Annotated in this window: 23 protein-coding genes; 13 read left to right on the top strand and 10 right to left on the bottom strand. The window is 61.5% G+C overall.

Annotation, left to right across the window (positions count from 1 at the left end; all coding sequences use genetic code 11):
• The first annotated feature begins 35 nt into the window (after positions 1–35).
• The 4 genes from HMPREF2806_RS01300 to HMPREF2806_RS13520 all read left to right on the top strand — a co-directional run bounded on the left by HMPREF2806_RS01300 (position 36) and on the right by HMPREF2806_RS13520 (position 2,551).
• The gene (locus HMPREF2806_RS01300; protein ID WP_046647975.1) at positions 36–458 is read left to right on the top strand and encodes a cell division protein SepF; all 423 of its coding nucleotides are present in this window, start codon (positions 36–38) and stop codon (positions 456–458) included.
• Between the two features lie 220 nt (positions 459–678).
• Positions 679–990 (top strand): YggT family protein, encoded by a 312-nt coding sequence (locus HMPREF2806_RS01295; protein ID WP_046647976.1) that lies wholly within the window; start codon positions 679–681, stop codon positions 988–990.
• 168 nt (positions 991–1,158) lie between these two features.
• Positions 1,159–2,259 carry a DivIVA domain-containing protein gene (locus HMPREF2806_RS01290; RefSeq protein WP_070515739.1) on the top strand — a complete coding sequence of 367 codons (1,101 nt, stop codon included), beginning with the start codon at positions 1,159–1,161 and terminating at the stop codon, positions 2,257–2,259.
• 121 nt (positions 2,260–2,380) lie between these two features.
• Complete coding sequence (locus HMPREF2806_RS13520; RefSeq protein WP_046647978.1) at positions 2,381–2,551, top strand: hypothetical protein; 171 nt, start codon at positions 2,381–2,383, stop codon at positions 2,549–2,551.
• Between the two features lie 100 nt (positions 2,552–2,651).
• Here the strand turns inward: HMPREF2806_RS13520 and HMPREF2806_RS01285 are convergent, their stop codons facing one another.
• Complete coding sequence (locus tag HMPREF2806_RS01285) at positions 2,652–3,728, bottom strand: HNH endonuclease signature motif containing protein (protein WP_070515737.1); 1,077 nt, start codon at positions 3,726–3,728, stop codon at positions 2,652–2,654.
• Between the two features lie 363 nt (positions 3,729–4,091).
• On the opposite strand from HMPREF2806_RS01285, the gene ileS reads away from it, so the two are divergent.
• Positions 4,092–7,289, top strand: coding sequence for an isoleucine--tRNA ligase (ileS, locus tag HMPREF2806_RS01280; protein ID WP_070515734.1), 3,198 nt, complete (start codon positions 4,092–4,094; stop codon positions 7,287–7,289).
• A 112-nt stretch (positions 7,290–7,401) separates the two neighbouring features.
• Here the strand turns inward: ileS and HMPREF2806_RS01275 are convergent, their stop codons facing one another.
• The 6 genes from HMPREF2806_RS01275 to HMPREF2806_RS01250 form a co-directional block, all read right to left on the bottom strand.
• Entirely contained in the window at positions 7,402–8,586 is a 1,185-nt protein-coding gene (locus HMPREF2806_RS01275; RefSeq protein ID WP_232745221.1) for an MFS transporter, read from the bottom strand.
• 170 nt (positions 8,587–8,756) lie between these two features.
• The gene (locus HMPREF2806_RS01270; protein WP_070512472.1) at positions 8,757–9,398 is read right to left on the bottom strand and encodes a GntR family transcriptional regulator; all 642 of its coding nucleotides are present in this window, start codon (positions 9,396–9,398) and stop codon (positions 8,757–8,759) included.
• 127 nt (positions 9,399–9,525) lie between these two features.
• Positions 9,526–10,131 (bottom strand): metallophosphoesterase family protein, encoded by a 606-nt coding sequence (locus HMPREF2806_RS01265; protein ID WP_083306483.1) that lies wholly within the window; start codon positions 10,129–10,131, stop codon positions 9,526–9,528.
• Entirely contained in the window at positions 10,124–11,785 is a 1,662-nt protein-coding gene (locus tag HMPREF2806_RS01260) for an ABC transporter permease (protein ID WP_070512477.1), read from the bottom strand. The genes HMPREF2806_RS01265 and HMPREF2806_RS01260 overlap by 8 nt, the downstream gene beginning before the upstream one ends.
• Before the next feature lie 34 nt (positions 11,786–11,819).
• On the bottom strand, positions 11,820–12,896 hold the full coding sequence (locus HMPREF2806_RS01255) for an ABC transporter substrate-binding protein (RefSeq protein WP_070512480.1): 1,077 nt from the start codon (positions 12,894–12,896) through the stop codon (positions 11,820–11,822).
• A 31-nt stretch (positions 12,897–12,927) separates the two neighbouring features.
• On the bottom strand, positions 12,928–13,920 hold the full coding sequence (locus HMPREF2806_RS01250; RefSeq protein ID WP_070512703.1) for an ABC transporter ATP-binding protein: 993 nt from the start codon (positions 13,918–13,920) through the stop codon (positions 12,928–12,930).
• Between the two features lie 111 nt (positions 13,921–14,031).
• Here HMPREF2806_RS01250 and HMPREF2806_RS01245 point away from each other — a divergent pair, with 111 nt between their 5' ends.
• The gene (locus tag HMPREF2806_RS01245; RefSeq protein ID WP_070512707.1) at positions 14,032–15,504 is read left to right on the top strand and encodes a DNA polymerase IV; all 1,473 of its coding nucleotides are present in this window, start codon (positions 14,032–14,034) and stop codon (positions 15,502–15,504) included.
• On the opposite strand, the gene HMPREF2806_RS01240 is transcribed toward HMPREF2806_RS01245, so the two are convergent.
• Positions 15,501–16,436, bottom strand: coding sequence for an asparaginase (locus HMPREF2806_RS01240; protein WP_070512484.1), 936 nt, complete (start codon positions 16,434–16,436; stop codon positions 15,501–15,503). The genes HMPREF2806_RS01245 and HMPREF2806_RS01240 overlap by 4 nt on opposite strands.
• Before the next feature lie 106 nt (positions 16,437–16,542).
• Between HMPREF2806_RS01240 and HMPREF2806_RS01235 the strand changes: the two genes are divergently transcribed.
• Positions 16,543–17,145 carry a WKL family lipoprotein gene (locus HMPREF2806_RS01235; RefSeq protein WP_070512487.1) on the top strand — a complete coding sequence of 201 codons (603 nt, stop codon included), beginning with the start codon at positions 16,543–16,545 and terminating at the stop codon, positions 17,143–17,145.
• 128 nt (positions 17,146–17,273) lie between these two features.
• Here the strand turns inward: HMPREF2806_RS01235 and HMPREF2806_RS01230 are convergent, their stop codons facing one another.
• On the bottom strand, positions 17,274–18,221 hold the full coding sequence (locus tag HMPREF2806_RS01230; protein ID WP_070512489.1) for a DUF6263 family protein: 948 nt from the start codon (positions 18,219–18,221) through the stop codon (positions 17,274–17,276).
• A 32-nt stretch (positions 18,222–18,253) separates the two neighbouring features.
• On the opposite strand from HMPREF2806_RS01230, the gene lspA reads away from it, so the two are divergent.
• From lspA to HMPREF2806_RS01210, 4 genes are read left to right on the top strand one after another with little or no spacing between them, the layout of a single operon-like run.
• Positions 18,254–18,769: a signal peptidase II gene (gene lspA, locus HMPREF2806_RS01225; RefSeq protein ID WP_070515732.1), complete on the top strand. Its 516-nt coding sequence runs from the start codon at positions 18,254–18,256 to the stop codon at positions 18,767–18,769.
• Positions 18,769–19,692 (top strand): RluA family pseudouridine synthase, encoded by a 924-nt coding sequence (locus HMPREF2806_RS01220; RefSeq protein ID WP_070512496.1) that lies wholly within the window; start codon positions 18,769–18,771, stop codon positions 19,690–19,692. The genes lspA and HMPREF2806_RS01220 overlap by 1 nt, the downstream gene beginning before the upstream one ends.
• Entirely contained in the window at positions 19,689–20,288 is a 600-nt protein-coding gene (locus HMPREF2806_RS01215) for a hypothetical protein (protein ID WP_070515730.1), read from the top strand. Before HMPREF2806_RS01220 ends, HMPREF2806_RS01215 begins: the two co-directional genes overlap by 4 nt.
• A gap of 18 nt (positions 20,289–20,306) precedes the next feature.
• Positions 20,307–20,576: a permease gene (locus HMPREF2806_RS01210; RefSeq protein ID WP_070515728.1), complete on the top strand. Its 270-nt coding sequence runs from the start codon at positions 20,307–20,309 to the stop codon at positions 20,574–20,576.
• Here the strand turns inward: HMPREF2806_RS01210 and rarD are convergent.
• Positions 20,573–21,475 (bottom strand): EamA family transporter RarD, encoded by a 903-nt coding sequence (rarD, locus tag HMPREF2806_RS01205; protein ID WP_049155295.1) that lies wholly within the window; start codon positions 21,473–21,475, stop codon positions 20,573–20,575. The genes HMPREF2806_RS01210 and rarD overlap by 4 nt on opposite strands.
• Positions 21,476–21,540: 65 nt before the next feature.
• Here rarD and dnaE point away from each other — a divergent pair, with 65 nt between their 5' ends.
• Both dnaE and HMPREF2806_RS01195 read left to right on the top strand, forming a co-directional pair.
• Positions 21,541–25,116, top strand: coding sequence for a DNA polymerase III subunit alpha (gene dnaE, locus HMPREF2806_RS01200; RefSeq protein ID WP_070515805.1), 3,576 nt, complete (start codon positions 21,541–21,543; stop codon positions 25,114–25,116).
• Between the two features lie 111 nt (positions 25,117–25,227).
• Positions 25,228–26,424, top strand: coding sequence for a cobalamin-independent methionine synthase II family protein (locus HMPREF2806_RS01195; RefSeq protein WP_070515726.1), 1,197 nt, complete (start codon positions 25,228–25,230; stop codon positions 26,422–26,424).
• The last annotated feature ends 53 nt before the right edge of the window (positions 26,425–26,477 follow it).

Raw genomic sequence — 26,477 nt, 5'->3', positions numbered from 1 at the left:
TGAACAGAACACACTAGGTCAGAGGGAGACCCAGAATGTCACTGATTGATAGGACTAAAGAGTTCTTCGGGCTGGGCCCGATGGACATGGACGCCGACGATGCCTACTACGCCGACGAGCGCAGCTACAACGCACCGGCCTACGCACCTTCCTACGAAAAGCAGGAAGAGGAGTTTGTCCCGACCATCGTGGCTCTCTCCCTCGTCTCCTTTGATGATGCAGCAAAGGTTGGTGGCCCCTTCCGTGACGGTGACGCAGTGGTCTTCGAACTCACCGACGCCGACCGCGGCTCCGCCAAGCGCTTCGTGGACTTTGCCGCAGGCCTCTGCTTCGCGTTGGAAGGCCGCATGAAGAACCTGACCAAGGGCATGGACACCAGCCGCAAGGTTTTTGCCATTGTGCCGAAGGGTGCTGATATCTCCACCGTGGAGCTGGAGCGAGCAGCACACCTGCGCTAGAGACGTCAGGCTTTAACCGCTTCATCGTTATTCTCCTCCGTGTTGGCTTAAGGGAGGCGGAAGGCGATGGGGCGGTTTCGTCGTTTTCATCGTGGGGCCTTATCGGAGAGTCATTCTCGGCGGCGGTATGGCTGCCGCGGTGCTGTCTCTGTACGCCGAGGGCGAACCTTAGGGCAGGGGAGTACCGCTGGCGGGGGTGATTCCGATAGGCTCAGGCATTGTGAGTGCTTTAGGTTCAATTCTCCTCGTCGCCGTGAGTCTTTACTCGTGGGTTTTGTTGGCGCGCATCGTCATTGAAATGATCCAGTCTTTTTCGCGCCAATTCAACCCGCCCCGCTGGTTCATGATGGTTGCTGAGGTGCTTTTCGTGGTCACCGATCCGCCGGTCAAAGCGCTGCGAAAGGTGATTCCGCCGCTGCAATTGGGCGGCATCGCGCTCGATGTTTCCATCATTGTTTTGTTCCTGCTTTTGTCCGTTCTTTCGCAACTTATTGCGTGGCTATTTTTCGGTACCAACGGACTTGCGGTGTAACTAACGGGTGTATTAAACCCTCCTGTTAACGTTGAGACTCGTGCCAGCGTTAGATAATGTGTTGATTCGGATACAATGAGTTACCACAATCCGTATTATTAACCGCATATGTACCCGGCCTCTGGACCCTCTAGAGGTTTGACCGATTCGTAAGGGGAAGAGAAGTCAATGCCACTGTCACCAGCTGATGTACACAACGTCGCTTTCAGCAAGCCGCCAATTGGCAAGCGTGGCTACAACGAGGACGAGGTCGATCAGTTCCTCGATCTCGTTGAGGATGCTCTTGCTCAGCTGCAGGATGAGAACGATGATCTCCACGCCCAGGTTGAGGAGCTGAAGTCTCAGGCTCCGGCCGGCGCTGCCGGCGGTGCCGCTGCCGCTAAGGTCGACGAGGCCGCTGTGCGCAAGGACGTCGAATCCAAGCTTCGCGCTGAGTACGAGGCAAAGCTGGCTGACTCCAAGAACGAGATTGCCAAGGCCAAGGAAGAAACCAAGCGCGCCCAGGAACAGGCGAAGGCCGCTCAGGCGCAGGACAATTCCGCAGAGCTCAAGGCTGCTCGCGAGGAAGCTGCTGCTGCCAAGCGTGAGCTCGAGGCCTCCAAGAAGGAACTGGAGAGCACCAAGAAGGAGCTGGAGTCCGCAAAGAAGAACTCCGCAACCTCCACCACCGCATCTTCCGCTGCCGCCGTAGCAGGTGCAGGTGCTGCACAGTCCACTGCACAGGGCCTCGCTACCCCGGACACTCATATGCAGGCAGCCCGCGTTCTGGGCCTGGCGCAGGAGATGGCAGACCGCCTTACCAACGAGGCCAAGGCCGATTCCGAGTCCATGCTGGCGGAGGCCCGCACGGCCGCAGAGAAGCAGCTTGCCGACGCTGACTCTCACTCCAAGGCCCAGCTTGCTGACGCCCAGAAGCGCTACGACGCGCAGCTGCAGGAAGCCGATACCCGCTCCAAGAAGCTGGTGGCTGACGCCGAAAACAAGGCAAAGCAGACTGAGGCCGACGCTACGTCCCGCGCGGAGGCACAGATTCGCCAGGCTGAGGAGAAGGCAGCTGCCCTGCAGGCAGATGCTGAGAAGAAGCACACCGAGGTCATGAACACGGTCAAGCAGCAGCAGACCGCTCTGGAGGCCCGCATCTCCGAGCTGCGCACCTTCGAGCGCGAGTACCGTACCCGCCTCAAGACGCTGCTGCAGTCCCAGCTTGAGGAGTTGGAGTCCCGCGGCACCGCTGCCCCCAACGGTGAGGCCGGAAAGTCCAACGATTAATCTCTGAATGAGCGGCGTCCCTGCGGGGGCGCCGTTATTCTTTTCTGTAGGTATACGTCCGTAGGTATACATTCTTTGTAAGCACAGAGCTCTTCGTCATTGGTGGGAAAGGAGAACGCACATGCTCATCGGCGCATTGCTTCTGGCCTTTGTTGCTTTCTTGGCGTTCGTGAACTACATCCTCACCGCTGCTGAGTGGTCCTTGTACGTGCTCTTCGCTTCCGCCGGGGTGGGCATTGTTCTGTTCATCGCAGACACCGTGATTAAACTCCGCCGCAAGCACGACGAGTAGCTCGGTCTCGCCGAAAATCTGTAATGCGCGCAGCTAAGGCACGACGAGTAGCCCTCGGCCCAGTGGTAATTCTGGGTGGAGGGCTACTTTTGTGAAGCCGCTAGTCGTCTCGTTCCGCGGGGTTTGTGAATATCCCGGGTGGCGCTTGCAGCGGCGTGGGCGGCGGAGGAGGGCCGTTCGTTCTTTTCGCTTTACCCCTGATCCGAGCCATGCGGCCGCGACCCGGCGGCGCATTCGGATCGTCCTGGTTCACCCCATTGTGATACGGGCAGAGCATCACCAAGTTTTCCTGGTTGGTGTACCCGCCGTTCTTCCACGCGATGAGGTGATGAACTTGACATTCATCGGCCGGCTTCAGGCAGTCATCCCAAGCACAGACTGGGAACTCGGCCATGGCCATGATGCGTTGCTTGATGCTGGCGGAGCGCTCCTCGTAGTAGAGGTTGACCGGCCCGTGATAGGGATGGAAAAGAGTCGCGAGCGCGCCGTCTTTATCGATCTCACCGGCGATGACCTTGTTGAGGTACTCCGCGCCGGTCATCGTGGCGCCATTGGTCATCTGGAGGGTGATTTCTTCGCCGTCACCGTCGAGAATTTTCGTCATTGCATCCAGCGGCACAAGGATATTGGTCTGCAAGCCGCGGCGCGGAGCAGCGCCTGTGAAGAAGGCCTCGCGGATGGACTCGAGGGGGCGTGCTGGGTCGACGGCGTCGTTAAGCTCTGCAATCAGTTGCGAGGGGCCCGTGATCGCCATCGTCCACGGTGCATTGCGGCGGCGGTAGACAGTCACGCCCTCCTTCGGCGTGGGGAGAACCGCGTGCTCCTTGAGCTTCTTTTTCGCCAGTGCCTCCATGGCGAGGGTGTCAGCGCTCGTTCGGCAGAGTTCTAGGCGTAGTTTCCAGCCCAACGCTTGTGTTTTGGCTTTCCGGGCATAGCGGTCGATGACCTCCAAGGTAGGCAAAGAATGCTTGCGTTGGCGCGCTGCCTTCACTGCGTCGCGTTGCATCCGCGTCATGGCGGTTTTGCCAAAGAAGCTCGTATGCAGCCGCACCAACTCCGCGGCGGTTTTGTCTGGGGAACCGGCGGCGATGAGGTCTGCTTCAGACATGCCTTCGCACTCGGCGACGACATCGATGCCGGCCCCGAGTGCGTTAAGGAAAGTCTGCAGTGCGCTCATGACAGTGGAGCTTAAAACACCTTATGACCTGCTCGCATTAGAAAAAATGTTCCTGTGGAAAACCTTATCCCAGGTACCTCATTCATGTACTGTCGTTTCTATTTTGGGGCTTTCGGGAACCTGCGCCTGTGAAAACTTGACCGGCTCGCTATACTTTTAGGCGTATGCAGTGAGCCGGCTATCACCGGGGAGCATTCCGGAAGAACGTGCTTCGCGCTTAGCAGAGCATTATTAGAACCGGGCGGGTAGGGACCGTCATCTCCTTCACATCAACGAAGCGGGGCGCCTCGGCGCCCAAGCGGGGTGGTACCGCGAGCCGTAAGGCGCGTCCCCGCCACAGCGAACGAGTGAAGGAATTTTTAGATGAGTAGCAACCCCGCGAACGTCGGCAGCGTTTATCCCAAAGTTGATATGACTGCTGGGTCTTCCCGTTTCCCCGATATGGAGCAGGAAGTCCAGAAGTACTGGAAGGCCGACGACACCTTTAAGGCCAGCCTCGAGCAAACCGAGGGCTGCCCCGAGTACGTCTTTTATGATGGCCCTCCCTTTGCCAACGGTCTGCCGCACTACGGCCACCTGTTGACCGGTTACGTCAAGGACATCGTCCCGCGCTACCGCACTATGGCCGGCAACCACGTTCCGCGCGTCTTCGGCTGGGACACCCACGGTCTGCCAGCGGAGCTGGAGGCAGAAAAGCAGCTCGGCATCACCGACAAGGCCCAGATCGAGGAGATGGGCCTGGAGAAGTTCAACGAGTACTGCGCCAAGTCTGTGCTCGAGTACACCGATGAATGGGAAGAGTACGTCAACCGCCAGGCTCGCTGGGTGGACTTTGAAAACGGCTACAAGACCATGGACTTGAACTACATGGAGTCCGTGATGTGGGCGTTTAAGGAGCTCTATGACAAGGACCTGATCTACCAGGGCTTTAGGGTTCTGCCGTACTCCTGGGCTGAGCACACCTCGCTGTCGAACCAGGAGACGCGCCTGGATGATTCCTACAAGATGCGTCAGGATCCGACCCTGACGGTGACCTTCCCGGTAGCGGGCGCTGTGGAGGGAAGCGCGGCGGAGAAGACGTTGGCGGATAACGCCGAGCTTGCCGACGCCTCCTTCCTCGCCTGGACCACCACCCCGTGGACCCTGCCGTCCAACCTGGCTTTGGCGGTCCACCCGGAGGTCGACTACGTCCTGTTCAAGGCCACCGAGGGCGACTTTGCTGGCCGCACCTTCATCATGGCCGAAGCGCTCACCGGCACCCTGGCCAAGGAGCTGGGTGAGGCGGAAGTTCTCAAAACGTTCAAGGGCGCTGAGCTCGAGGGCTTTAAGTACCAGCCCATCTTCGATTTCTTCCCGGATGTCGAGAATGCCTACCAGCTGCTGCTCGCAGATTACGTCACCACTGAGGACGGTACCGGTGTGGTCCACCAGGCTCCGGCCTTCGGTGAGGACGATATGCTCACCTGCCAGAAGTACGGTGTGGGCCTGGTCATTCCGGTGGATGAGGATGGCAAGTTCACCTCGCAGGTGCCACCTTACGAGGGCCAGCTGGTCTTCGACGCTAACAAGGGCATCATCAAGGACCTGAAGGAAGCTGGCCGCGTGGTGCGCCACGTGACCATCGAGCACTCCTACCCGCACTCCTGGCGCTCCGGCGAACCGCTCATCTACATGGCGCTGCCTGCATGGTTCGTCAAGGTGACCGAGTTCCGCGACCGCATGGTGGAGCTCAACCACAACGAGATCGAGTGGCTGCCGGAGCACATCCGTGACGGCCAGTTCGGCAAGTGGCTGGAGGGCGCTCGCGATTGGAACATCTCTCGTACCCGCTACTGGGGCGCTCCGATCCCGGCGTGGATCTCCGATGACCCGGAGTACCCGCGCGTGGATGTCTACGGCTCCCTGGATGAGCTGGAGCGTGACTTTGGCGTGCGCCCGACCAGCCTGCACCGCCCGCACATCGATGAACTGACTCGCCCGAACCCGGATGATCCGACGGGCAAGTCCACGATGCGCCGCGTGCCGGACGTGTTGGACTGCTGGTTTGAGTCCGGCTCGATGCCGTTTGCGCAGAAGCATTACCCGTTTGAGAACAAGGAGTGGTTTGAGACCCACTCGCCGTCTGATTTCATCGTGGAGTACTCCGGTCAGACCCGCGGCTGGTTCTACGTCATGCATGCGCTGTCCACCGCGCTCTTTGACCGCCCGGCCTACAAGAAGGTTGTGGCCCACGGCATCGTTCTGGGCAATGACGGACTGAAGATGTCCAAGTCCAAGGGCAATTACCCGAACGTCAACGAGGTCTTCGACCGCGATGGCTCGGATGCGATGCGCTGGTTCCTCATGTCCTCGCCGATCTTGCGCGGTGGCAACCTCATCGTCACCGAACAGGGCATCCGTGAGGGCGTGCGCCAGGCCATCCTGCCGATCTGGAATGCCTACACCTTCCTGCAGCTCTACGCTTCCCAGGACGCGACGTTCGATGTCAGCTCCACCAACGTTCTGGACCGCTACATCTTGGCCAAGACGCATGACTTGGTAAAGAACACGAATGATGCGCTGGCGAATACCGATATTGCTACGGCAACCGAGGAGGTCCGCCTCTTCGCGGACGCGCTGACCAACTGGTACGTGCGCCGCTCCCGTGACCGTTTCTGGGAGGGCGAGGAAGCCCATCCGGAGGCCTTCAACACGCTCTACACGGTCCTGGAGACGGTCTCCCGCGTGGTCGCGCCGCTGCTGCCGCACGTGGCTGAGGTCATCTACCGTGGCCTGACCGGTGAGCGCTCCGTGCATTTGGCTTCCTACCCGAAGGCCGAGGATTACCCGGCTGACGATGCCCTCGTGGCCGCCATGGATGCCACCCGCGCGGTGGCCTCCGCGGCGTCCTCGGTGCGTAAGTCCAACAAGCTGCGCAACCGCCTGCCGCTGCCGAAGCTGACGGTGGCGATGAAGGATTCGGCGCGCCTGGCGGATTTCAAGGACATCATCCGGGATGAGGTCAACGTTAAGGACGTTGAGCTTACCGACGATGTCGACGCGGTGGGCACCTTCGAGGTCGTGTGCAACGCCAAGGTAGCCGGTCCGCGCTTGGGCAAGGATGTTCAGCGAGCTATCAAGAACCTCAAGGCGGGCAACTACGTGCGCGAGGGCGAGGACGTTGTGGTCGACGGCGATATCCGCCTATCCCCGGACGAGTACACCGAGCGCCTCAAGGCGGCGAATGCGAAGTCGACGGCTCGCGTGGAAGGGCTCGATGGCCTTGTCGCCGTGGATACCGAGGTGACGGAGGAGCTCGAGGCAGAGGGCTGGGCTGCGGACGTCATCCGCGGTTTGCAGGATGCGCGTAAGGCCGAGGATTTCGTGGTGACTGACCGCATCACCGTGGTTCTCTCCGTTCCCGCGGAGAAGGAAGAGTGGGCTCATCACCACCGCGAACACATCGCGGCGGAGGTGCTTGCTGTCGACTTCACTGTGACGACCCAGGCTCTCGAGCCAAGCGATGGACAGAACATCCATGATGTCCTCAAGGGCGTGACGGCTACCGTGGCCAAGGCCTAAATCCGCAGCGAAAAGCTCCGCTTCCCTCGAGTGGGGAGGCGGAGCTTTGAGCATCTGTGCACTGGTGGCGCAGGGGCGGCCCGGAGGGGGCCGCGATGACGGGGTGTGTGCGCTAGCGGCGGGTTCCGGGCAGGTGTGCGCGCCACGCAAGGATGACGTTGATGAGGCACACCAGCGCCAAGAAGCTGCCGATGCTGAACAACGCCGTGAAGCCGATATAGGGCGCAAGCGCGCTAAAGGCCATCGGGATGAAGAAGCCAGTGTAAGAAATGGAGTAGTACACGGCGGTCAAGCCGGCGAGCTCTCGCTCGCCCGCGATGCGCTGGACCTCGGACAATCCAGCGACCAGCGCCAAACCGTATCCCGCGCCCATTGTGGCGGCGGCTGCGATGCCGAGCGGCAGGGACAGCGAGTGAGCAGCAAACGCCCCGAGGATTGCGCCGACGGTGATGACGAACATCGACAGGGCCGAGGCTCGCGCGGACTTGTGGGTATCAACCAGGCGGCCCAGCATCTGGACGGCCACGCCGCAGCCCAGGGTGATGACGGTCATCAGGCCGGAGAAAGCGATGGGGGCGTTTCCAGCGGATTCGGATAGCAGCTGTGGAAGGAGCGCATAGGCCGCTCCCGCGCAGCCAAAGACCCAGGGGGCCACGGGCACGACGACACGCAGGAAACGCTTGTGCGCAGCGGCGGGGATGTGGAGCATCTCCAGCATGTCACGCACCCTGAGCTCCAGGATGGTGGTCTTGACATCGCCTCGGCTGGGCTGGCGGGTCTCAGGCGTATGCAGGATCCACGCGGCAGTCAACAGCGTGAGCAGCATGTGGAGGATATAGGCCGTGTGAGTCGGCCATGGCCCCCACTGGGCCAGCACCGAAGCGATACCCGCGCCGACGAGGAAGCCGGCGGTCAAACACAACGAAGCCTTACGAGCGCCGGACGCTGGGTCGCCGCCGGCGCTCGTGATGAGCTCCGTAATCCACGTTGAACCCACCGCCATGACTAGGCCTAATGCCATACCGCACAAGACGCGTCCCAACGCGATGATGAGTGGTTCGTTGGGGGCGATGGACAGCAAGAAAGAGCCTGCCAAGGACAGTGGTGCTGCGGGGAGCAACAGTGGGCGGCGGCCAAGCAGATCGGACAGCGGGCCGCCGATGAGCAGTGCGGGGATGATGCCAACCACGTAGGCGGCTAAGAGCCCGTTGACCGTCACCTGGGAAAAATTCGAGGTCTCGCGGTACATCACCAGCAGCGGGGTGAATTCATTTCCGCCCCAAGCAACCGCGATCATGGCACCGGCGACGGGGAACCACGCGCGCTTAGGCAGCGGCGCTTCGGCGGAGCGGCTGGGCGAGCCTGGGGAGGCAGCGCTTTCAGTGCTTTCGGTGGTGTCGGCGTCTGTGGGGGCGTCGGGTTGGGGAGTAGGCGCCTCGACAAGCGGGTTCGAATGCGCAGAGACAGTCACAGTTGCTTCCTTGAGGAGTTGAGGTGGGAATGGAGTTCGGTCAGGTAGGTGTCGATGTCGCCGGTGCGGAGGGCGTCGGCAAGCAAGGCGTGCTGGGCCACGAAGCCGCGTGCCTTCTCGACGCTGCGGCCGATGGCAGTTGCGGTAAATCGCTGTTGGCGCTCGCGCAAGGTGTGGCCGAGGTGGGCGAGGAGGCGGTTGCCGCCGTTGTCCATGATGGTTTGGTGGAACTTCGCATCCAGTTGGGTATAGGAGCCCAGATCGCCAGCGTCGAGGGCGGCCTTTTGCTCATCGATGGTGGCGACGAGGACATCGGCGATGAGACCGCGCTCCTCTGCGGACAGTCCGCAAATATGGCGGGCAGAGTTCTCATCCACGAGGAGGCGCGCCTCGTAGACCTCACGGATTTCGCGGGGGCTAATCGGTACGACCAGCGCACCGCGCTTGGGATAGAGCTTCAAGAAGCCCTCCACCTCCAAACGGAGGAAAGCCTCGCGCACCGGGGTTCTACTCATTCCCAGCTCGGCGGCAAGGGCGGCTTCGGAGAGCATCTCCGAGTCATCGATGTCGTCATCGATGATGCGGCGCTTGAGGTGATCGTAGGCCCGTTCCGCGGCGGGTACCTTGTCTTTTTGCATGTATACATGATGCATGCATGCGGTGCTCTCGGTCTAGCGCAAACGCCAATTCGTGAGACATTGATCACGCGGTGGGCAAGTGAGAGCTAGTTCTCTGAGCGGCGCGTGTGGTCAGGTAGGAGATGTGTTAGAGGCGAGTGAGGGAGGAAGTGGGGACGTCGTAAAGCACTGCCTCTCCCATACCGACCCAACCGATAAAGGGATTGTCCTGAAGCACTTGTGGAGTGTGGACGTGGCCAAGAATCCATGCGTCGAAGCCACAGGCCTGTAGCTGTTCGGGTGTCGTGGGCAAGCATATGCCTTTAGAGAATTCACCGGTCACTGATGAGTGCAGTAATCCCAGATGCGGCTCGTTGCTCTGGCGCGTTGGAAAGGTGAGTGTGCGGGGATCGGGATCGGCAGCTACCGCGGCGGTGACAACGGTAGCGCCGGCGCAGTGAAAGGAGTGAACGTCGGCGGAATGAACCGTTACAGGCGAAGAGAGACTGAGTTCGTGGTGGACGTCGTGATTCCCGGAGATGAAATGGACGTCGCTGAAAAGCTCGCATGCGCGAGCCATGACTTTCTGTGCTTGGGGTACGTAGGTGGCTGCGTCGGCTTTGCGGTCAATGATGTCACCGAGGCAGATACATGCATCCGCAGTCGTGACCTCCAGTACGTTTAGCACCCACCCCATGCCTGGCGCGTCGGGGCGGCCAAGGTGAAGGTCCGCGAAAATGAGGATACTAGCCACGCGCCCTCCTTCCTTGCCACCAAGTGATTAGGACTAGCACGACAGTGGAGGTTCCTACACCGATGAGCGTCATAGCCATGGCTTCAGCGCGGTGGCCCTGGTCAAATTGGTTCATGATCCACGGCGCAAGGAGATTGAGCTGGCTCGGGCGGATCAGGGAGGACATGACGAGCTCGCGGAAGCCCACAAAGAACGCCAGCAGCCAACCGGCAAAGATACCCGGGGCAAGCAGCGGCAAGGTGATGCTGCGCAACGTGTGGGAGGCGGAGGCACCGGACACGGCGGCTGCCTCGTAGACCGAAGGGGAAACCGCGCCAGCGGAGGTCTTGATGTTCTGCACCGCCATCGGCAGGAAGAGAACAGTAAAAGCCATGACGAGGATGATCATGGAGCCATAAGGTGTCCATGGCAGCCAGGGAGCGTTCCATAGGAGAATGAAGCCAATGGCGAGAACGATTCCGGGGACGGTATCCGGTGCTACAGCAAGGAAGTCGACAACACGGGCGCTGATCTGCCTGGTTCGCTGGGTGAGCAAGGTGACCGCGATGCCGAGGATGACCGCCGTTGTGGCGCCAATTGCACCGAGGGCGATGGAACGCAGCAAAGCTTCTTGAGCGGAAGGCATCTGCAGGACGATGGCGAAATAGTCGAAGGTGAGGTTTTGAGGCGTTGGGGGCGCGGATCGCAGAATGGTCATGGCTGCCAGGGTGATGGAAATATACGGGATGAGCACCGAGCAGGCGATGATGAGGAAAGCAACTAAGCTGCCAAGGACCTTGCCTGCGGTGCCGATGCGGAGCGAGACTTGGCGGGATACTCGTCCACCACCGGTAAGGTCGCGCCGCGAGACCCATTGCTGGAATGCCCATGCGCCCACACCAAGTGCAAACAACACCGATGAGGAGGCTGCTGCATCGGAGAAACTCAACGGGTCGATGGTGACGTCTTGGTAGATGGAGGAGACGAGGACCGTGAAACCGATGGCGTTTCCCAAGGTAACTGGGGTGCCGAACTCGCCGGCAGCCTTGATGAAAATGATCAGTGCGCCCAGTGAATAGGGGCCCACGACGGTGGGGAGGATGATGCGACTAATCTGTTGCCACCGGCTGGCGCCTGCGACTTGAGCCATTTCCAGAGAGGATGCAGGAATTGAGGTCAGACAGTTGCGCAGGATGAGATAGAGGAAGGGGAAGAGCTCGCACGCCATGATGAAAGCCATGCCAGGAACCGAGTAAATGGCGTCATGCGCGAGCTTGCCGACGGTATGCCCGAAGAGCAATTCGGAGACTCCACCGCGGCGGGTGAAATCCATCCACGCCATTGCTGCGGCAAAAGGCGGGGTCATGAAAGGAATCATGATGGCGATTTCTATCCAGTTCGCCTTAGAAAAAGACGTCCACGCGCGCAGGAAAGCTAGCGGGGCGGCGAACAGAGTAGAAAAGACCACCACGAGGAGGGAGAGGACGACCGTATTGAGTAGCACCTCTCCCATGCCCGGCTCCACAATCTTGTGGAGAGAAGAAGGCTCATCGCGGTACCCCACCACAGCGCTGATGAGCACCGATGCCAACGGCGCAGCGACAAGCACGAGCAGCACGAAGAGTACTGCATAAATGCCGAGAGTGCGCTGAGGGCTGCGGGTGGTGGTGCTCATAAGGTGGGGTTGCTCCGTGGTGAGATAGTAGAGGCTACTTCAGGTAGCGCTCAGCGAACTTTTCCTTGATGTCCTTGGAGGAGGAGGCGATGCCATCGAGATCCTCGTTGAGGGTTTCAATCTCCTCCAGCTTCGGGCCGTTCTTCGGGGTGAGCTCGGTGTTGGCCGGGATCATGTTCTTGGAAGCAGAAATCTCCTGTGCTTCATCGGAGAACATGAAGTCGACAAAAGCTTCGGCAGCGTCCTTGTTGTCGGTGGTCTTGAGGATCATGACCGGTCGCGGGGTGACGGTAGTGCCGGAGGAGGGGATAACAACCTCAAGCGGCTCTCCCTTGGCCTGAGCGGAGTATGCGGAGTAGTCCACACCACCCATGACGATGCCTCGAGAACCGGAGGTGACCTGGTCCAGGGCCGGACCGTTAGCGCCCTGGACAATCATGCCGTTGTCGAAGAGTTTGTCAAAGAGCTCCCAGGTCTTGTCCTCGCCCCACTGATCCACCATGGCGGCAATGAGGTCAGCGGCGGTGCCGGACTCGCGCGGATCCGGCATAATGACCTGATCCTTGTATTTTTCGTCAGCGAGGTCCTCCCAGTCCTGAGGAGCGGAGTCCACCACGTTGGTGTTGGTCACCAGTGCCAAGGCGGAGCCATCGCGGCCGGTGAATGTGCCGTTCTTGGATACCCAGCTGGAAGTGATCTTGTCAGCACCTTCCGGGGTGTACTCCGCCAGAGCGCCGGCCTTGTCCTGCTTGGAAGCAGCGGACCAAGAAGCCAAGTAGACCACGTCTGCCTGCGGGTTAGCCTCTTCCGCCTTGAGCTTGGCGGTGATCTTGCCGGTGGTGTCGGCGAAGACGTTGACCTTGACATCGGTCTTTTCCTCGAAGGCTTCGACGAGGGCGTCGGTAAGGCCCTGCGGGTTCGCGGAGTAGTAGTCCAGCTCGCCGGACAGTCCCTCCGGGGCTTCCCAGGCCTCGGCGCTGGTTTCAGCACCGGTGTTGTCGGCGGAGGATGCGTCGGTGGAGTCAGCGGAATCAACAGAACCGCAGCCAGTCAGAGCCAGGGCAGAAGCAGCGGCGGCAGCGAGGGCGAGAGAAAGTTTCTTATACAGCATGGAGAATCCTTAAAGTAGAAAACGGATGTGACTAGTACGCAAGACGTACCGTCGAACCACGATCGACTCGAGAGCGGCTGTAAGCCACCCAAGGCTCGTCAGCGCCTTCGACATCGCAGTGCAGCTCGTAGCGTCCGCCGATGTACTGAGCGGTGCGGACGATTCCGTCCACGTGGTGCGGGAAAGACCCGATGTCTTCCTCCGCGTCAAGGACGGTGAGGTTTTCCGGGCGGACGTCGGGAAGCCCAGCGCGGCGGTTCATAGTACCCACGAAGCCACCGACGAAGGGGGTGGCAGGGGAGTCGTAGAGGGTGACAGGATCGGCGAACTGTTCGATGACGCCGTCCTTCATGACGACGACGCGGTCCGACATGGACAGAGCCTCGGATTGATCGTGGGTGACGTAGATGACCGTGAGTCCTAAGTCGTGGACCAAGGCAGTGAGCTCGGCACGTATCTGAACACGCAGGGCAGCATCGAGCGCAGAGAGTGGCTCATCCATTAGGAGCAACTGCGGGTTGGACACAAGCGCGCGGGCGATGGCTACGCGCTGCTGCTGGCCACCGGAGAGTTGATTAGGGCGAGCTTGTGCCTTCGGGGTAACTCCGACCATGTCCATGCACGCGCGCACACGTTCTGTGCGTTCCACAGAAGACAACTTGTTACCCGCGGTGGTGAGGGGAAACTCGATGTTCTTCTCCACAGTCATGTGCGGCCACAGCGCCAGATCTTGAAACACCATGGACAGGTTGCGCTTATTAACGGGAACGTTCGTGTGTGGGCCGAACACTTCTTTATCGGAGAAGGTGATGGTGCCAGCATCGGGGGTTTCGAGGCCTGCGATGCAGCGCAGAAGCGTGGACTTACCGCAACCGGAGGGGCCGAGAATGGAGATGAACTCGCCGGTGTTAATGGCGAGGTCAGTGGCATGGAGACCAGTGTTGTCCGCGAACTCGCGCTTAATGCCGGTAACGACCACGTGGGCCTGGGAGGCAGGTGGTTGGGGCGAGAGTTGAGAAGTCACGGCGGAAAAGGTTAGGGCGATAAAGTAAGCGGATGGGGGCGTTGAAGTTACGAAGGTGGTAAAGAAACATGAATAATGGGTGACGGACATGCGGTGTTTAAACTGGAGCACATGCAGCGCTGGGTTCTTCACATCGACATGGACGCGTTCTTTGCGTCGGTGGAGCAGCTCACCCGCCCTACCTTGCGCGGCCGGCCTGTGTTGGTGGGTGGAACGAGCGGACGCGGCGTCGTCGCCGGTGCCTCTTATGAAGCCCGCGCATATGGAGCTCATTCCGCAATGCCCATGTTCCGCGCGCAGCAGCTCGTGGGCTATAAAGCCGTGGTGGTGCAGCCGCGCCGGGCGGTGTATGTGGCGGCCTCGCGCCGGGTATTTGGAATTATTGCGCAGCATGCGGGGGTCATCGAACAGCTCTCCATCGACGAGGCCTTCATGGAACCGGCCGCACTCGCCGGAGCCACGCCCGCCGAAGTCCGTGAGTGGTCGGAGAATCTGCGCCGAGTGATTCGAGCTGAGACGGGCCTTCCCAGCTCCATCGGCGCCGGTGCAGGCAAGCAAAGCGCGAAGATTGCGTCAGGGGAGGCCAAACCGGACGGGACTTTCATCGTGCCCCAGGAGCGCTTCGATGAGCTCATCCACCCGCTGCCGGTGGGCAAGCTCTGGGGAGCGGGCCCAGTCACCCAGCAGAAGCTAGCAGCCATTGGCGTGGAGACTATCGGACAGCTGGCGGCGATGAGCCGCAAGGAAGTCGAGATCTCACTGGGCAACGTGGTGGGCGTGCAGCTGTGGAAGCTCGCCCAAGGGATTGATGAGCGTCCGGTCGCCCCGCGCGCGATTGCTAAACAAATCTCCACCGAGTTCACCTACCCCACGGACCTGCGCACGGCGGCGGAGGTGGATGCGGCACTAATCCGCGCGGCGCAGGGCGCGCATTCCCGCCTGCTCAAGGACGGCCGCGGCGCGCGCACGGTGACGGTGAAGTTGCGGATGGCGGATTTCCACATCGAATCCCGCTCGGCCACGCTGCCCTATGCCACGGATGACCTGAAGGTCCTCGAGGCTAAGGCCTTGAGCTTGGCGCGCTACCCGGAGGAGCTCGGGCCCATCAGGCTGGTCGGGGTGAGCTACTCGGGTTTGGAGGAGGCCCGCCAAGACGTGCTATTTCCTGAGCTCGACCGCGAGGTCGTGCGTCCAGCTCCGGATACGGATTACGAGACTGGCGTCAGCGACCACCTGCCCGGCGCGCCGGAAACGGAGACGGAGCCCAGAGCAGAGTCGGAAACGCTGGGAGAAGCGGGATCGGATTCGATGCGCCGCTGGCACGCTACGCAGGACGTCCACCACCCCGAGTTTGGACACGGCTGGATTCAAGGCGCCGGCCATGGGGTGGTCAGCGTGCGCTTTGAAACTCGCGCTACGGGCCCGGGGTTTGTGCGCTCTTTTGCGGCTGAGGATGAAGATCTCCACCCGGCCGATCCATTGGACTCACTGGCCTGGGAGGGGGCGCTGCCAGGCGACGCCACCGAGGCCGATGGGCCCGAGATTGACACCGCTGGGGAGGAACCGCCACGCGAGGATAGCTAGCCCGCGGTATAAGCAGTGGCGGAGGGGGCAGTGCTAAACATCTCTGCCACCGGTGTGTCGGTAGCGAGTGCCGCGGCGAGCATAATGCGGGCTTGGCCGGCTCGGAATCCACCGGAGGCTACCGCACCCATCTCGCCCAAGGTGGCACCGCCACCTGCGCCGCCATAGGCCAGCTTGGTAGTTCCGTAGGGCGTGCGGGTGCTAATCACCACGGGCACGCCCGCTTGCAGCGCGCGGGCAACCCCAGCTCCCATCTCTTCACCCATGTTCCCCGAGCCCATGGCTTCGATGACGAGGCCATGGGTGTGGTTGAGGGAGGCGTCGACAAGCGCGGCGCCGGCACCCGGGTAGGCGGCGATGATCTCAACGGGGTGTTGCGCCATGGGGGAGAGCGGCAACGGCGCCAGAGCGGAGTCACCCACCGGTAGCTCCTCAAAGCCGTTGAGCTGCGAAGTATGCCACTTGCGCGCGCCGCGTCCGGGAATGGTCTTGCCGCCGAATTGCACCCACACGCCGGCCTTTCCGGAACACAGGAGCTCATAGGAATCGCGCAGGTTGCGCGGGCCATCACCAGCCGGGTGGTCGAAGGCGCGCTGCGCGCCAGTGAGCACGATGGGCCCCTCACCGAGGTCGAAGAGGGATAACGCCAGCGCGGTTTCCTCCATGGAATCGGTGCCGTGCGTGATGAGGACGCCATCAATCTCTGGGCGCGCAAGGTGCTGGCGCGCACACAGCAGTAGCTCATCGAGGTCTGCCAAAGTAATCGAGCTGGAATCCAGCGCGCGGAATTCCACCACCTCAATGTCGTGTGTTCCGACTTCAGCGTCGAGGAATTGGGCTAGCTGTTGCCCACTGACGGTGGGGACCAGGGATCCGTCACGGACCGTCGTGCAGGCGATGGTGCCACCGGTGGCGATGAGTGCAAAAGTCATGCCAGCAGGCTACTACAGGCGCGCACCTGCGCGGGAACCCCAGGGCGGCGGTCGTGGACGCTAAAGTAAAAGGGATAAACCACGATCCCCTACGTGAGGAGTATTTGTGAAATCCTTCAAGCTGAGCGCCGCCGTTGTGGCCCTGGGCGCCGCGACTGCCCTGGCTGCCTGCTCGTCTTCCGAGGATGCAGACACCGAGAACAGCACCGCCGCTAAGCCTTCGGGCGAAACCTCCGCATCGCAGGTGGCCTCCACCGAGATGCCTACCGTGGAGCAGCTCAATGAGATCCTGACCAAGGCCGCAGACCCGAACCTTCCGCAGGAAGAGAAGGTCCAGCTGGTCCAGGGCAGCGAGACGGCGCCGGAGCTTTTCGACGTCATGTCGCAGTCCCAGGCCGAATCCGGTGCCACCTTCGAGGTCGTGGCCCCGGTCATCCCTGGCCTCGTGCCGGATTCCGCGCTCGCTACCGTCCACATCAATACCCCTGATGGCCAGCAGCAGACCGCTGACCAGGTGGAGTTCATCAACGAGGGTGGTACATGGAAGCTGTCTAAGACTTGGGCTTGTGTCTTGGTCACCAACATCGTCCCTCCGGAAGAGGTTCCGGAGATGTGTGCGGACTCCGTGCCGGAAGGCGCTGGCGCCGAGGAAGGCGCTGAGGCGCCTGCCGACGCCCCCGCAGAAGGTGCTGAGGCTCCCGCCCAGTAAACCCGGGTTTTCATAACTTAAGCGCCCGCCACTCGCTGGATCTCATGCCAGCCAGGTGGTGGGCGCTGCCTTGTGCGGAGGCTGTCTGGCGGTGCTCGCGCGCAGGAGAAGGTGTGGCGCGAAGCAGGCTACTCGGTGGTGAACTCCATCTCGGTGGCGCTGGTCTGCACCACGCGAAGATCAGAGCCTTCCGCACCATAAGAAATCGCGGTGGTCACGGAGACATCGCCGGCGGTGGGAAGCGGCTTGGTCAGATCAACGGTAACGGAGCCCTCCGAGGTCGATGTGTGGTCCGTAACCTTCAGCTCCTTGCCACGTAGCTCTTCGGGGGCGTCGGCGCCGTCGAAGGACAGTGCGCCCAGGGAAGGCCGCTGCTCAATCTTCACGCTGAGCTCAGCGATATCCCCGTCCAGCTTGTCCAAGGTATAGGTCGTGGTTTGCAACAGCGTGGATTCGCCAGTGACGCGCGATTCCACCACCCACGTCGCACCCGGGCCGATTTCCTCATCAGGGAAGACGATGGGCAGTGAGGTCAGGCTGGTGATGGCGCGCTCGACGGTGCTGCGGGCCTGATCGGTCGCCGCCTGCGGGGCGGCCAGGCGCAGCGAGTTCATCTGGCCCGTATCCGTGCCGCGCCATCCAAACTGGAAGCCCTCGGCGGAGGAGACATCCGCGCCGTCAGCCTCCGGCTTTCCGACGGTGACGAACGCGTTGCGGCTGGCTGGAAGTTGGCCTTCGACATTCTCGGTGGCAGCCTCCACCGAGGCCTGGAGCGGAAGAGTGACCTTGTCCTGAGCTTCCGGTGAAGGGGCGGCGCTGCCGTCCTTGCGTAGCTGCTGGTCGAAGCCCGTGGCGACCTCATAGGTGAGTTCCTGCGTGGCATCGAGGTCCTTAAAAGCCAGGACCTGACCGGCGCCGTCACCTGGTTCTAGGAGGGTCACGCGCGGGGCATCGAGGGCCAGCCCCACTGGCTCCTCGACGGGCTTGGCCGGCTGGGAATAGGAACAGCCGGCGAGCGCGCCGGCGACTCCCAGGACGGTGGCGGACAGGACTGCTAGGGCTCTCACACGAAACACGCATTCCAAATTACCGGATGAGCCTGTTTAGAATGGAACGGGTGAAAGCAAGGAGTTATATCGGAGTGATGGTCGCGGTGGTGCTCGGTGTGGCTGCCGTCGACCAAGCCGTGAAGGCGCTGATGCTGTCCATCCTCACTGAAGGTGAAGCCCTACCGGTCTTTGGTGATTGGTTCCGCTTCTACCTTCTGTTTAACCCCGGCGCTGCCTTCTCTATGGGCGGGGAGGGCTCGACGTGGCTGTTTACCACGATCCAATTGGTCTTCATCATTGGTGTGGCCATCGCCGCCCCGCGCATTCACGATAAGTGGCAGGCGATAGGCCTGGCCATGATCGCCGGAGGTGCCCTGGGCAACTTCATCGACCGCCTCGTGCGTGAGCCGGGGTTTTGGTTTGGGCACGTGGTGGATTACATCTCCGTGGGCAGCTTCGCTGTTTTCAATATTGCAGATGCGGCCATTACCTGTGGCGTCGTGGTCTTCATTGGCGCGATGTTCTGGGCTGAGATGAAAGAAAAGCCACAAGAGCAGGAAGCGGGGGAAGCTTGATGCGTGAAAGTCGTAGGTTGCCGGTGCCCGAGGGCCTCGATGGCATGCGTGCGGATGCCGCCCTGGCCAAGCTCTTGGGTATTTCGCGGGCCCGGGTGGCCCAGTTGTGCGCGGCGGGAGACGTGGAAATCGATGGTGCCGCCGTGGGCAAGTCCGAGCGCTTAAGTGCTGGCGGCTGGATCGACGTCATGATGCCAGCGCCTGAGGAACCGCTCATCCCCAAGGAAGAGCTGGTGGAGGGCATGGATGTCCTCTACGCGGACGAGGACATCATCTGCGTGTGCAAGCCCGTCGGTGTGGCTGCGCACCCCACGTTGGGTTGGGATGGGCCCACCGTCATCGGCGGGCTGCGGGCAGCAGGCTATGCGCTTGCCGACGCCGGCCCTACCGAACGCAAGGGTATTGTCCACCGTCTCGACGTGGGGACCTCAGGCGTCATGGTGGTGGCCGCCAGCGAGCGCGCCTACTCCCAACTCAAGAACGCCTTCCGCGAGCGCACCGTGCAGAAGACCTATCACGCCGTGGTGCAGGGCCTGCCGGATCCCATCGTGGGGACCATTGATGCACCCATTGGCCGTCATCCTTCGGCGGGCTGGAAATTTGGGGTCGTCGATGACGGCAAACCGGCCGTGACACATTACAAGCTGTTGGAGGCCTTCCGCGAGGCTAGCCTCCTCGAGGTTCATTTGGAGACCGGCCGAACCCACCAGATCCGTGTCCACATGTCCGCCACCGGGCATCCCTGTGTCGGCGATCCGATGTATGGCTGTGACCCGAACCTGGCCAAGCGTGTGGGGCTTAACCGCCAGTGGCTGCACGCGGTCGAACTCGGCTTTACCCACCCGGGAACCGGCAAGTGGTTCGAGTGCACTGCACCCTACCCGGACGATCTCAAGCACGCCGTGGAGGTTTTGCGCGGATGAGCCCGCAGCGACGCGCCAGCCAACGCATCTACCGGCGCCGCCGTGCCGCGGCGCTGGTGCTGTTGGCCGTGCTCGCCTTGGCAGTGGTGGTCGCCTTCGGGCTCTTCGGAACGCAGCCCAGCACGGCGGTGCAGGGAGACCAACTTGGCCCTGATGGCTCGGAGAGCGCGGCCGATTATCGGGAGCGCGCGGAGACCTCATTAGCGCACGCAACCGATCCGGCCTACGCGCTGGTGGGCTTTCGCGAGCCGCTGAGTCCGCAGGACGTGAGCGACGCCCTGCAGCCCATCGAGCGCATGGATGCCATCGTGATCGGGCTGGCCGCGCCCATCGCGGTCCCCGAGCCTGTCGCCGGCGCCACGCGCGCCGACGTTATCGATACCGTCTTGGCCCGCGTGGCCGACCATGCCCGTGACATGGCGGAGGATGCACCAGCGAAGGTCGATGCCGTCGTGGTCTATTCCGGGGGGAGTCAACTGCGCGCCCTCGCTAACGATCCGCGGGTCGATACCGTGGAGGTCGCGCCCGCTGACGCCGCATGGGGCTCCTTCGGCGTGCGCCCGCCCGCCAACGTCGGACAGAATGAGAACCGCTAGAACAGCCGAGGAGAAGACATGCGCCTGTTTCCCAACACCACCGAGTGGCCGCCGAACTACCGCTTTGCCTACCTCTTGATGTGGGCGGTCGCGTTCATCGCCTCTGGGGCCGCCATCGCGCAAGGAATCTGGGGAGCGGACAAGCTCACCTTCGGCATTCTCATCGTGGTGGCCATCTACTGCATCGCCATGGCCATCCTCATGCCGCGGTGGGCGCTCAACGCGCGCGAGGAATCCGCCCGGCGCGCCCAGGCTCGTCAAGCGCGCGAAGAGCTGAAGCGCCGTTAGCCCTCTGCGGTGGGTGATGCGTCGGCGGGGTGGAGGCGGGCGCGGCGTCGAGAAGCGCGGCCCATGCGCACCAAGTCCGCCAGGTAGATGATCACCGCCACCCAGATGATGGCAAAACCGATCCAGCGCTCAGTGGACATGTGCTCCTGGGTGACGAACAGTGCCCACAGCATCTGCATGATGGGGGTCATGTACTGCAGCATGCCGAGCGTAGACAGGCGCAGGTGCTTAGCGCCCTGGGCGAAACACAACAGCGGCAGAGCGGTGACGAGGCCGGAGGTAATCAGCAGTGCGATGTGCCCGGGGCCTTCGGTAGTGAAGGTGGATTCTCCCTGTGCCTGGAGGTAGCCCAGGTAGACCAGCGCGAAGGGGAGCATGACCAAGGTTTCCGCGGCCACTGAGCCCATCGAGGAGACCGTGATGCGTTTCTTCAGCAGGCCATAGATTCCGAAGCTGAAGGCCAAGGCCAGCGAATAATAGGGGGCCTGGCCCGTCATAAAGGTCAGCCACAACACCGCGATGAAGGCGATGCTGACCGACGCCACCTGCGCCTTCGTCAGCTTCTCCTTGAGGAAGATAATGCCGAGGGCCACGGAGACGAGCGGGTTAATGAAATAGCCCAGTGCGGCATCGGCCACGTGATCGCTGTTGATGGCGATGACATAGGTACCCCAGTTGATGGTGATGGCCACGCCGCAGGCGAACATCCACCCCCAGGTGCGCAAGCTGAATGCGCGGAGCTCGCGCCAGCCACCAGTCACCAGCAGCATTGCGGTGACGAGAACCGCAGTCCACACGATGCGGTGGGCCAAGATCTCAAACGGGCTGGCGGGGCGCAGCAGCGGGAAGAACGCTGGGAAGAAGCCCCACATGAGATAGGCGGCAATAGTGTAGAACATTTAAGAAAATGTACCTTAACGAGGACCTACGGGCGAAGTTTGACGGCCCCGCTAAGATGAGCCGCATGGCCAAAAACTCCTCCTTCGTCCATCTGCACAACCACACCGAATTCTCCATGCTGGATGGCATGGCCAAGGTGGACATGTTGGCGGATGAGGTTCTCCGCCAAGGCATGCCGGCAGTCGGTATGACCGACCACGGCAACATGTATGGATCCAATGCCTTCTATCAAAGGATGACCAGCGCCGGCATTAAACCAATCATCGGCATCGAGGCCTACCTGGCTCCTGAGTCACGTTTCAACAAGAAGCGCGTGCTGTGGGGAACCCCGGACCAGAAGCGCGATGACGTCTCTGCCTCCGGTGCCTACCTGCACCAGACCATGTTGGCGGAGAATGAAACCGGGCTGCGCAACCTGTTCAAGCTTTCCTCCTTGGCTTCCTACGAGGGCCAGTTAGGAAAGTGGCCGCGCATGGACGCGGAGCTTATTGCCGAGCACGCCGAAGGCATCATCGCGACCACCGGCTGCCCCTCCGGCGACGTGCAGACCCGCCTGCGCTTGGGCCAGTTCAACGAGGCTCTCGAGGCTGCCGCGATGTGGCAGGACATCTACGGCAAGGACAACTTCTTCCTGGAGCTCATGGATCATGGGCTGGACATCGAGAAGCGCACGCGCGACGGCCTGCTGGAAATCGGCTGCAAGCTGGACTTGCCGCCGTTGGTGACCAATGACTGCCACTACGTGCTGGAGTCCCAAGCCCCGGCGCACGAGGCCATGCTGTGCGTGCAGACCGGTAAGACGTTCATGGACCCGGATCGCTTCAAGTTCGACGGCACCGGCTACTACATCAAGTCCGCCGCGCAGATGCGCGAACTGTGGGATCACATGGTGCCGGAGGCCTGCGATAACACCCTGTGGATTGCGGAGCGCGTGCAGGACTACGGTGCGATTTGGGAGGAGCACACCCACGATCGCATGCCGATTGCCGACGTCCCCGAGGGCCACACCCCAACCTCCTGGCTGACCCACGAGGTGATGGAAGGACTGAAGGATCGCTTCAACGGTGGGGATGTGCCGCAGGAGTACATCGATCGCGCTGAGTACGAGATCAGCGTCATCGATATGAAGGGCTACCCCTCTTACTTCCTCATCGTGGCCGAGCTCATTAAGCACGCGCGGTCCATCGGCATTCGCGTCGGTCCGGGTCGTGGTTCGGCGGCCGGTGCACTCGTGGCCTACGCGCTGACCATTACCAACATTGACCCCATCGAGCACGGCCTGCTCTTTGAGCGATTCTTGAACCCGGAGCGTCCGTCCGCACCGGATATCGATATCGACTTCGATGATCGCCGCCGCGGCGAGATGATTACTTACGCCGCCGAGCGGTGGGGCGAGGACAAGGTTGCCCAGGTGATTACCTTCGGCACCGTGAAGACCAAGCAGGCCATTAAGGACTCCGCTAAGGTGCACTTTGGCCAGCCGGGCTTCCAGATGGCGGACCGCATTAACGGTGCGCTGCCGCCTGCCATCATGGCCAAGGACATCCCGCTCGCCGGCATCATGGACCCCGAGCACGAGCGCTACTCGGAGGCGACCGAGGTCCGGCAGATGATTGAGACTGACCCGGACGTCAAGAAGATTTATGAGACCGCACGCGGCCTCGAGGGCGTGGTCCGCCAGGCCGGTGTGCACGCCTGTGCGGTGATTATGGCCTCGGTGCGGCTCATGGACCACATCCCGATGTGGAAGCGCCCAGCCGACGGCGCCTACATCACCGGCTGGGACTACCCGGCCTGTGAGGCCATCGGCCTGTTGAAGATGGACTTCTTGGGTCTGCGCAACCTCACCGTGATCGGTGACTGCCTGGAAAACATCAAGAAAAACCGCGGTGAGGAAGTCCACCTAGAGGACCTCCATGCCGACGACCCGAGTGCCTCAAAGGTCTATGACCTGCTCTCGCGTGGCGATACTCTGGGCGTGTTCCAGCTCGACTCGGGCGGCATGCAGGAGCTGCTCAAGCGTATGAAGCCGACGGGCTTTAAGGATATTGTGGCGTCGCTGGCGCTCTACCGTCCGGGCCCGATGGGTGTGAACGCGCACTGGGATTACGCGGACCGCAAAAACGGCCGCAAAGAAATCACCCCGATTCACCCCGAGCTGGAGGAGCCGCTTAAGGAGATCCTCGATGAGACCTACGGTCTTATCGTGTACCAGGAGCAGATCATGCGTATCTCGCAGAAGGTGGCTAACTACACCGCCGGCGAGGCAGATGGCTTCCGTAAGGCCATGGGTAAGAAGAAGCCGGAAGTCCTGGCCCAGCAGTATGACAAGTTCTGGGGCGGCATGAAGGACAATGGCTACTCCAAGGAAGCCATGGACGCTCTGTGGGGCACCATTGAGCCCTTCGCCTCCTACGCGTTTAACAAGTCCCACGCCGCCGGTTACGGGTTGGTGTCCTTCTGGACGGCCTACCTGAAGGCCTATTACGCGCCGGAGTACATGGCCGCGCTGCTGACCTCGGTGGGTGACAAGAAGGATAAGTCCGCTATCTACCTGGCCGACTGCCGCCACCTGGGCATCCGCGTGCTCTCCCCGGACGTCAATGAGTCCCAAGAAACCTTCCAGGCCGTGGGCGAGGATATCCGCTTCGGCATGGGCGCTATCCGCAACGTCGGTGGGGAAGTGGTGGATTCCATCGTGAAGACCCGCCGTGAGAAAGGCGCCTTTACGTCCTTCTCCGATTACCTGGAGAAGATCGAGCTGGCGGCGTGTTCAAAGCGCGTGACCGAATCCCTCATCAAGGCCGGAGCCTTCGATTCCCTGGAACACCCGCGCAAGGGCCTCATGCTCATCCACGAGGATGCCGTGGATTCGGTGCAGACTACCAAAAAAGCAGCCGACAAGGGCCAATTCGACCTCTTCGCTGGCTTTGGCGGTGGTGATGAACAGGGCGACTCTGTCTCCGCCTTCGCTATCGATATCCCAGATGAGAACTGGGATCGAAAGCACGAGCTGGCCTTGGAGAGGGAGATGCTCGGCCTGTATGTGTCCGGCCACCCACTCGATGGCTTCGAGGAAGCCCTCAACGCGCAGACCGACACCCCGATTACGAAGATCCTCAACGGTGAAGTCGGCAACGGGCAGGAGCTGGTGATCGGCGGCATTATCTCGGGCGTCGACAGGCGCTTTTCCAAGCGCGATGGCTCGCCCTGGGCCATCGTCAGCATCGAGGACCATAACGGCGCCCAAGTGGATATCCTCGTGTTCAACCAGGTGTACTCGCTGGTGGCCCCGCAGATTGCGGAAGACAACATCATCCTGGCCAAGGTCCAGGTGAAGATTCGCGATGAGCGCATGTCCCTGTTCTGCTCCGATATTCGCGTTCCCGATTTGGGGCCGGGCAACGGTGCTGGGCTGCCGCTGCGACTGACCATGCGCACGGATCAGTGCACGATGGACAACATTGCGCGGCTCAAGCAGGTCTTGGTCAACAACAAGGGTGAGTCCGACGTGTACCTCACGCTTGTCGACGGCGAAGAGTCCACCATGATGGTCCTCGGCGAACATCTGCGTGTGGAGCGCTCCAGCAACCTCATGGGTGATCTCAAGGCGACGATGGGCGCCGGCATCCTTGGGTGAGCCCACGTGTTGGGGCCACGTGCTGAATAAAAGTACAGAATGAAGCGGGCCGTGCTTCGTACGTGGGTTACGCTAGACAGCACAGTCTAGTTGAAAGGGAATGTACCTCCTATGGTCAATAAGATCCGCACCACCCACGTCGGCTCACTGCCACGCACCAAGGAGCTGCTGGAGGCTAACCTCGAGCGTTCTGCCGGCACCATCTCCGATGAGAAGTTCCACGAGATTCTTCAGCGCTCGGTCGCTGACGTGGTCAAGCGCCAGGTTGATCTCGGCATCGACATCATCAACGAGGGCGAGTACGGCCACATCACCTCCGGCGCTGTGGACTATGGCGCCTGGTGGAACTACTCCTTTACCCGCCTGGGTGGTTTGACCATGACGGACAAGGACCGCTGGGAAGACGCGGAAATTGTTCGCTCTGAACCGGGTAAGCCGCGGTTGACATCTTTTATTGACCGCCGCGACCGTGCGCTCTTTTCTGAGGCGTACAACGACCCAGAGTCAGGGATTTTTTCTGGGCGTAAAAAAGTAGCCAATCCGGAGTTCACCGGCCCAGTTACGTACATCGGCCAGGACCAGGTTGAAGCAGACGTAAAGCTGCTTTCTGACGCCCTCCCCGAAGGTACCGAAGGCTTCGTCGCCGCCTTGTCCCCGGGATCAGCTGCTCGGTTGACGAATCGCTATTACGATGATGAGCACCAGTTGCTGCACGATGTCGGACAAGCGCTGCGCACCGAGTACAAGGCTATTGCCGATGCCGGTCTGACCGTTCAGTTCGATGCTCCGGACCTGGCCGAGGCATGGGATCAAATTAATCCGGAGCCGTCGGTGGAGGATTTCCGTGGTTTCCTGCGCGAGCGCATTGATATCCTCAACGAGTCCATCAAGGACATCCCGCGCGAGCAGACCCGCCTGCACATCTGCTGGGGTTCCTGGCACGGCCCGCACGTGACGGATATTCCGTTCGCGGACATCATTGAAGAGATCCTGCAGGCCAAGGTCGGCGGCTTCTCCTTCGAGGGCGCCTCGCCGCGCCACGCGCACGAGTGGCGTGTGTGGCAGGACCACAAGCTGCCGGAGGGCACTGTCATCTACCCGGGCGTGATTTCGCACTCCACGAACGCCGTGGAGCACCCGCGCCTGGTGGCGGATCGCATCATCCGTTTCGCCGAGCTGGTGGGCCCCGAGAACGTCATCGCGTCGACGGACTGCGGTCTCGGTGGACGCCTGCATCACCAGATCGCGTGGGCAAAGCTGGAGTCCCTCGTCGAAGGCGCACAGATCGCCACGGAGGAACTGTTCTAACCCGTCGCCGGGGCTGGGGCGCGCAAATGCTCTAGTGCGCGGTCCCGTCCGAG

This window comes from Corynebacterium sp. HMSC076G08 (genome assembly GCF_001811515.1).
Lineage (GTDB): Bacteria > Actinomycetota > Actinomycetes > Mycobacteriales > Mycobacteriaceae > Corynebacterium > Corynebacterium hiratae.
This window is presented reverse-complemented; position numbering and strand designations above follow the sequence as displayed.

Bases quoted from the DNA above. Each gene is read 5' to 3' on its own strand.
- HMPREF2806_RS01300 (WP_046647975.1), top strand. From the start codon at position 36: ATGTCACTGATTGATAGGACTAAAGAGTTCTTCGGGCTGGGCCCGATG.
- HMPREF2806_RS01290 (WP_070515739.1), top strand. From the start codon at position 1,159: ATGCCACTGTCACCAGCTGATGTACACAACGTCGCTTTCAGCAAGCCG.
- HMPREF2806_RS13520 (WP_046647978.1), top strand. From the start codon at position 2,381: ATGCTCATCGGCGCATTGCTTCTGGCCTTTGTTGCTTTCTTGGCGTTC.
- HMPREF2806_RS01285 (WP_070515737.1), bottom strand. From the start codon at position 3,728: ATGAGCGCACTGCAGACTTTCCTTAACGCACTCGGGGCCGGCATCGAT.
- ileS (WP_070515734.1), top strand. From the start codon at position 4,092: ATGAGTAGCAACCCCGCGAACGTCGGCAGCGTTTATCCCAAAGTTGAT.
- HMPREF2806_RS01275 (WP_232745221.1), bottom strand. From the start codon at position 8,586: ATGATCGCGGTTGCTTGGGGCGGAAATGAATTCACCCCGCTGCTGGTG.
- HMPREF2806_RS01270 (WP_070512472.1), bottom strand. From the start codon at position 9,398: ATGCAAAAAGACAAGGTACCCGCCGCGGAACGGGCCTACGATCACCTC.
- HMPREF2806_RS01260 (WP_070512477.1), bottom strand. From the start codon at position 11,785: ATGAGCACCACCACCCGCAGCCCTCAGCGCACTCTCGGCATTTATGCA.
- HMPREF2806_RS01255 (WP_070512480.1), bottom strand. From the start codon at position 12,896: ATGCTGTATAAGAAACTTTCTCTCGCCCTCGCTGCCGCCGCTGCTTCT.
- HMPREF2806_RS01245 (WP_070512707.1), top strand. From the start codon at position 14,032: ATGCAGCGCTGGGTTCTTCACATCGACATGGACGCGTTCTTTGCGTCG.
- HMPREF2806_RS01240 (WP_070512484.1), bottom strand. From the start codon at position 16,436: ATGACTTTTGCACTCATCGCCACCGGTGGCACCATCGCCTGCACGACG.
- lspA (WP_070515732.1), top strand. From the start codon at position 18,254: ATGGAACGGGTGAAAGCAAGGAGTTATATCGGAGTGATGGTCGCGGTG.
- HMPREF2806_RS01220 (WP_070512496.1), top strand. From the start codon at position 18,769: ATGCGTGAAAGTCGTAGGTTGCCGGTGCCCGAGGGCCTCGATGGCATG.
- HMPREF2806_RS01215 (WP_070515730.1), top strand. From the start codon at position 19,689: ATGAGCCCGCAGCGACGCGCCAGCCAACGCATCTACCGGCGCCGCCGT.
- HMPREF2806_RS01210 (WP_070515728.1), top strand. From the start codon at position 20,307: ATGCGCCTGTTTCCCAACACCACCGAGTGGCCGCCGAACTACCGCTTT.
- rarD (WP_049155295.1), bottom strand. From the start codon at position 21,475: ATGTTCTACACTATTGCCGCCTATCTCATGTGGGGCTTCTTCCCAGCG.
- dnaE (WP_070515805.1), top strand. From the start codon at position 21,541: ATGGCCAAAAACTCCTCCTTCGTCCATCTGCACAACCACACCGAATTC.
- HMPREF2806_RS01195 (WP_070515726.1), top strand. From the start codon at position 25,228: ATGGTCAATAAGATCCGCACCACCCACGTCGGCTCACTGCCACGCACC.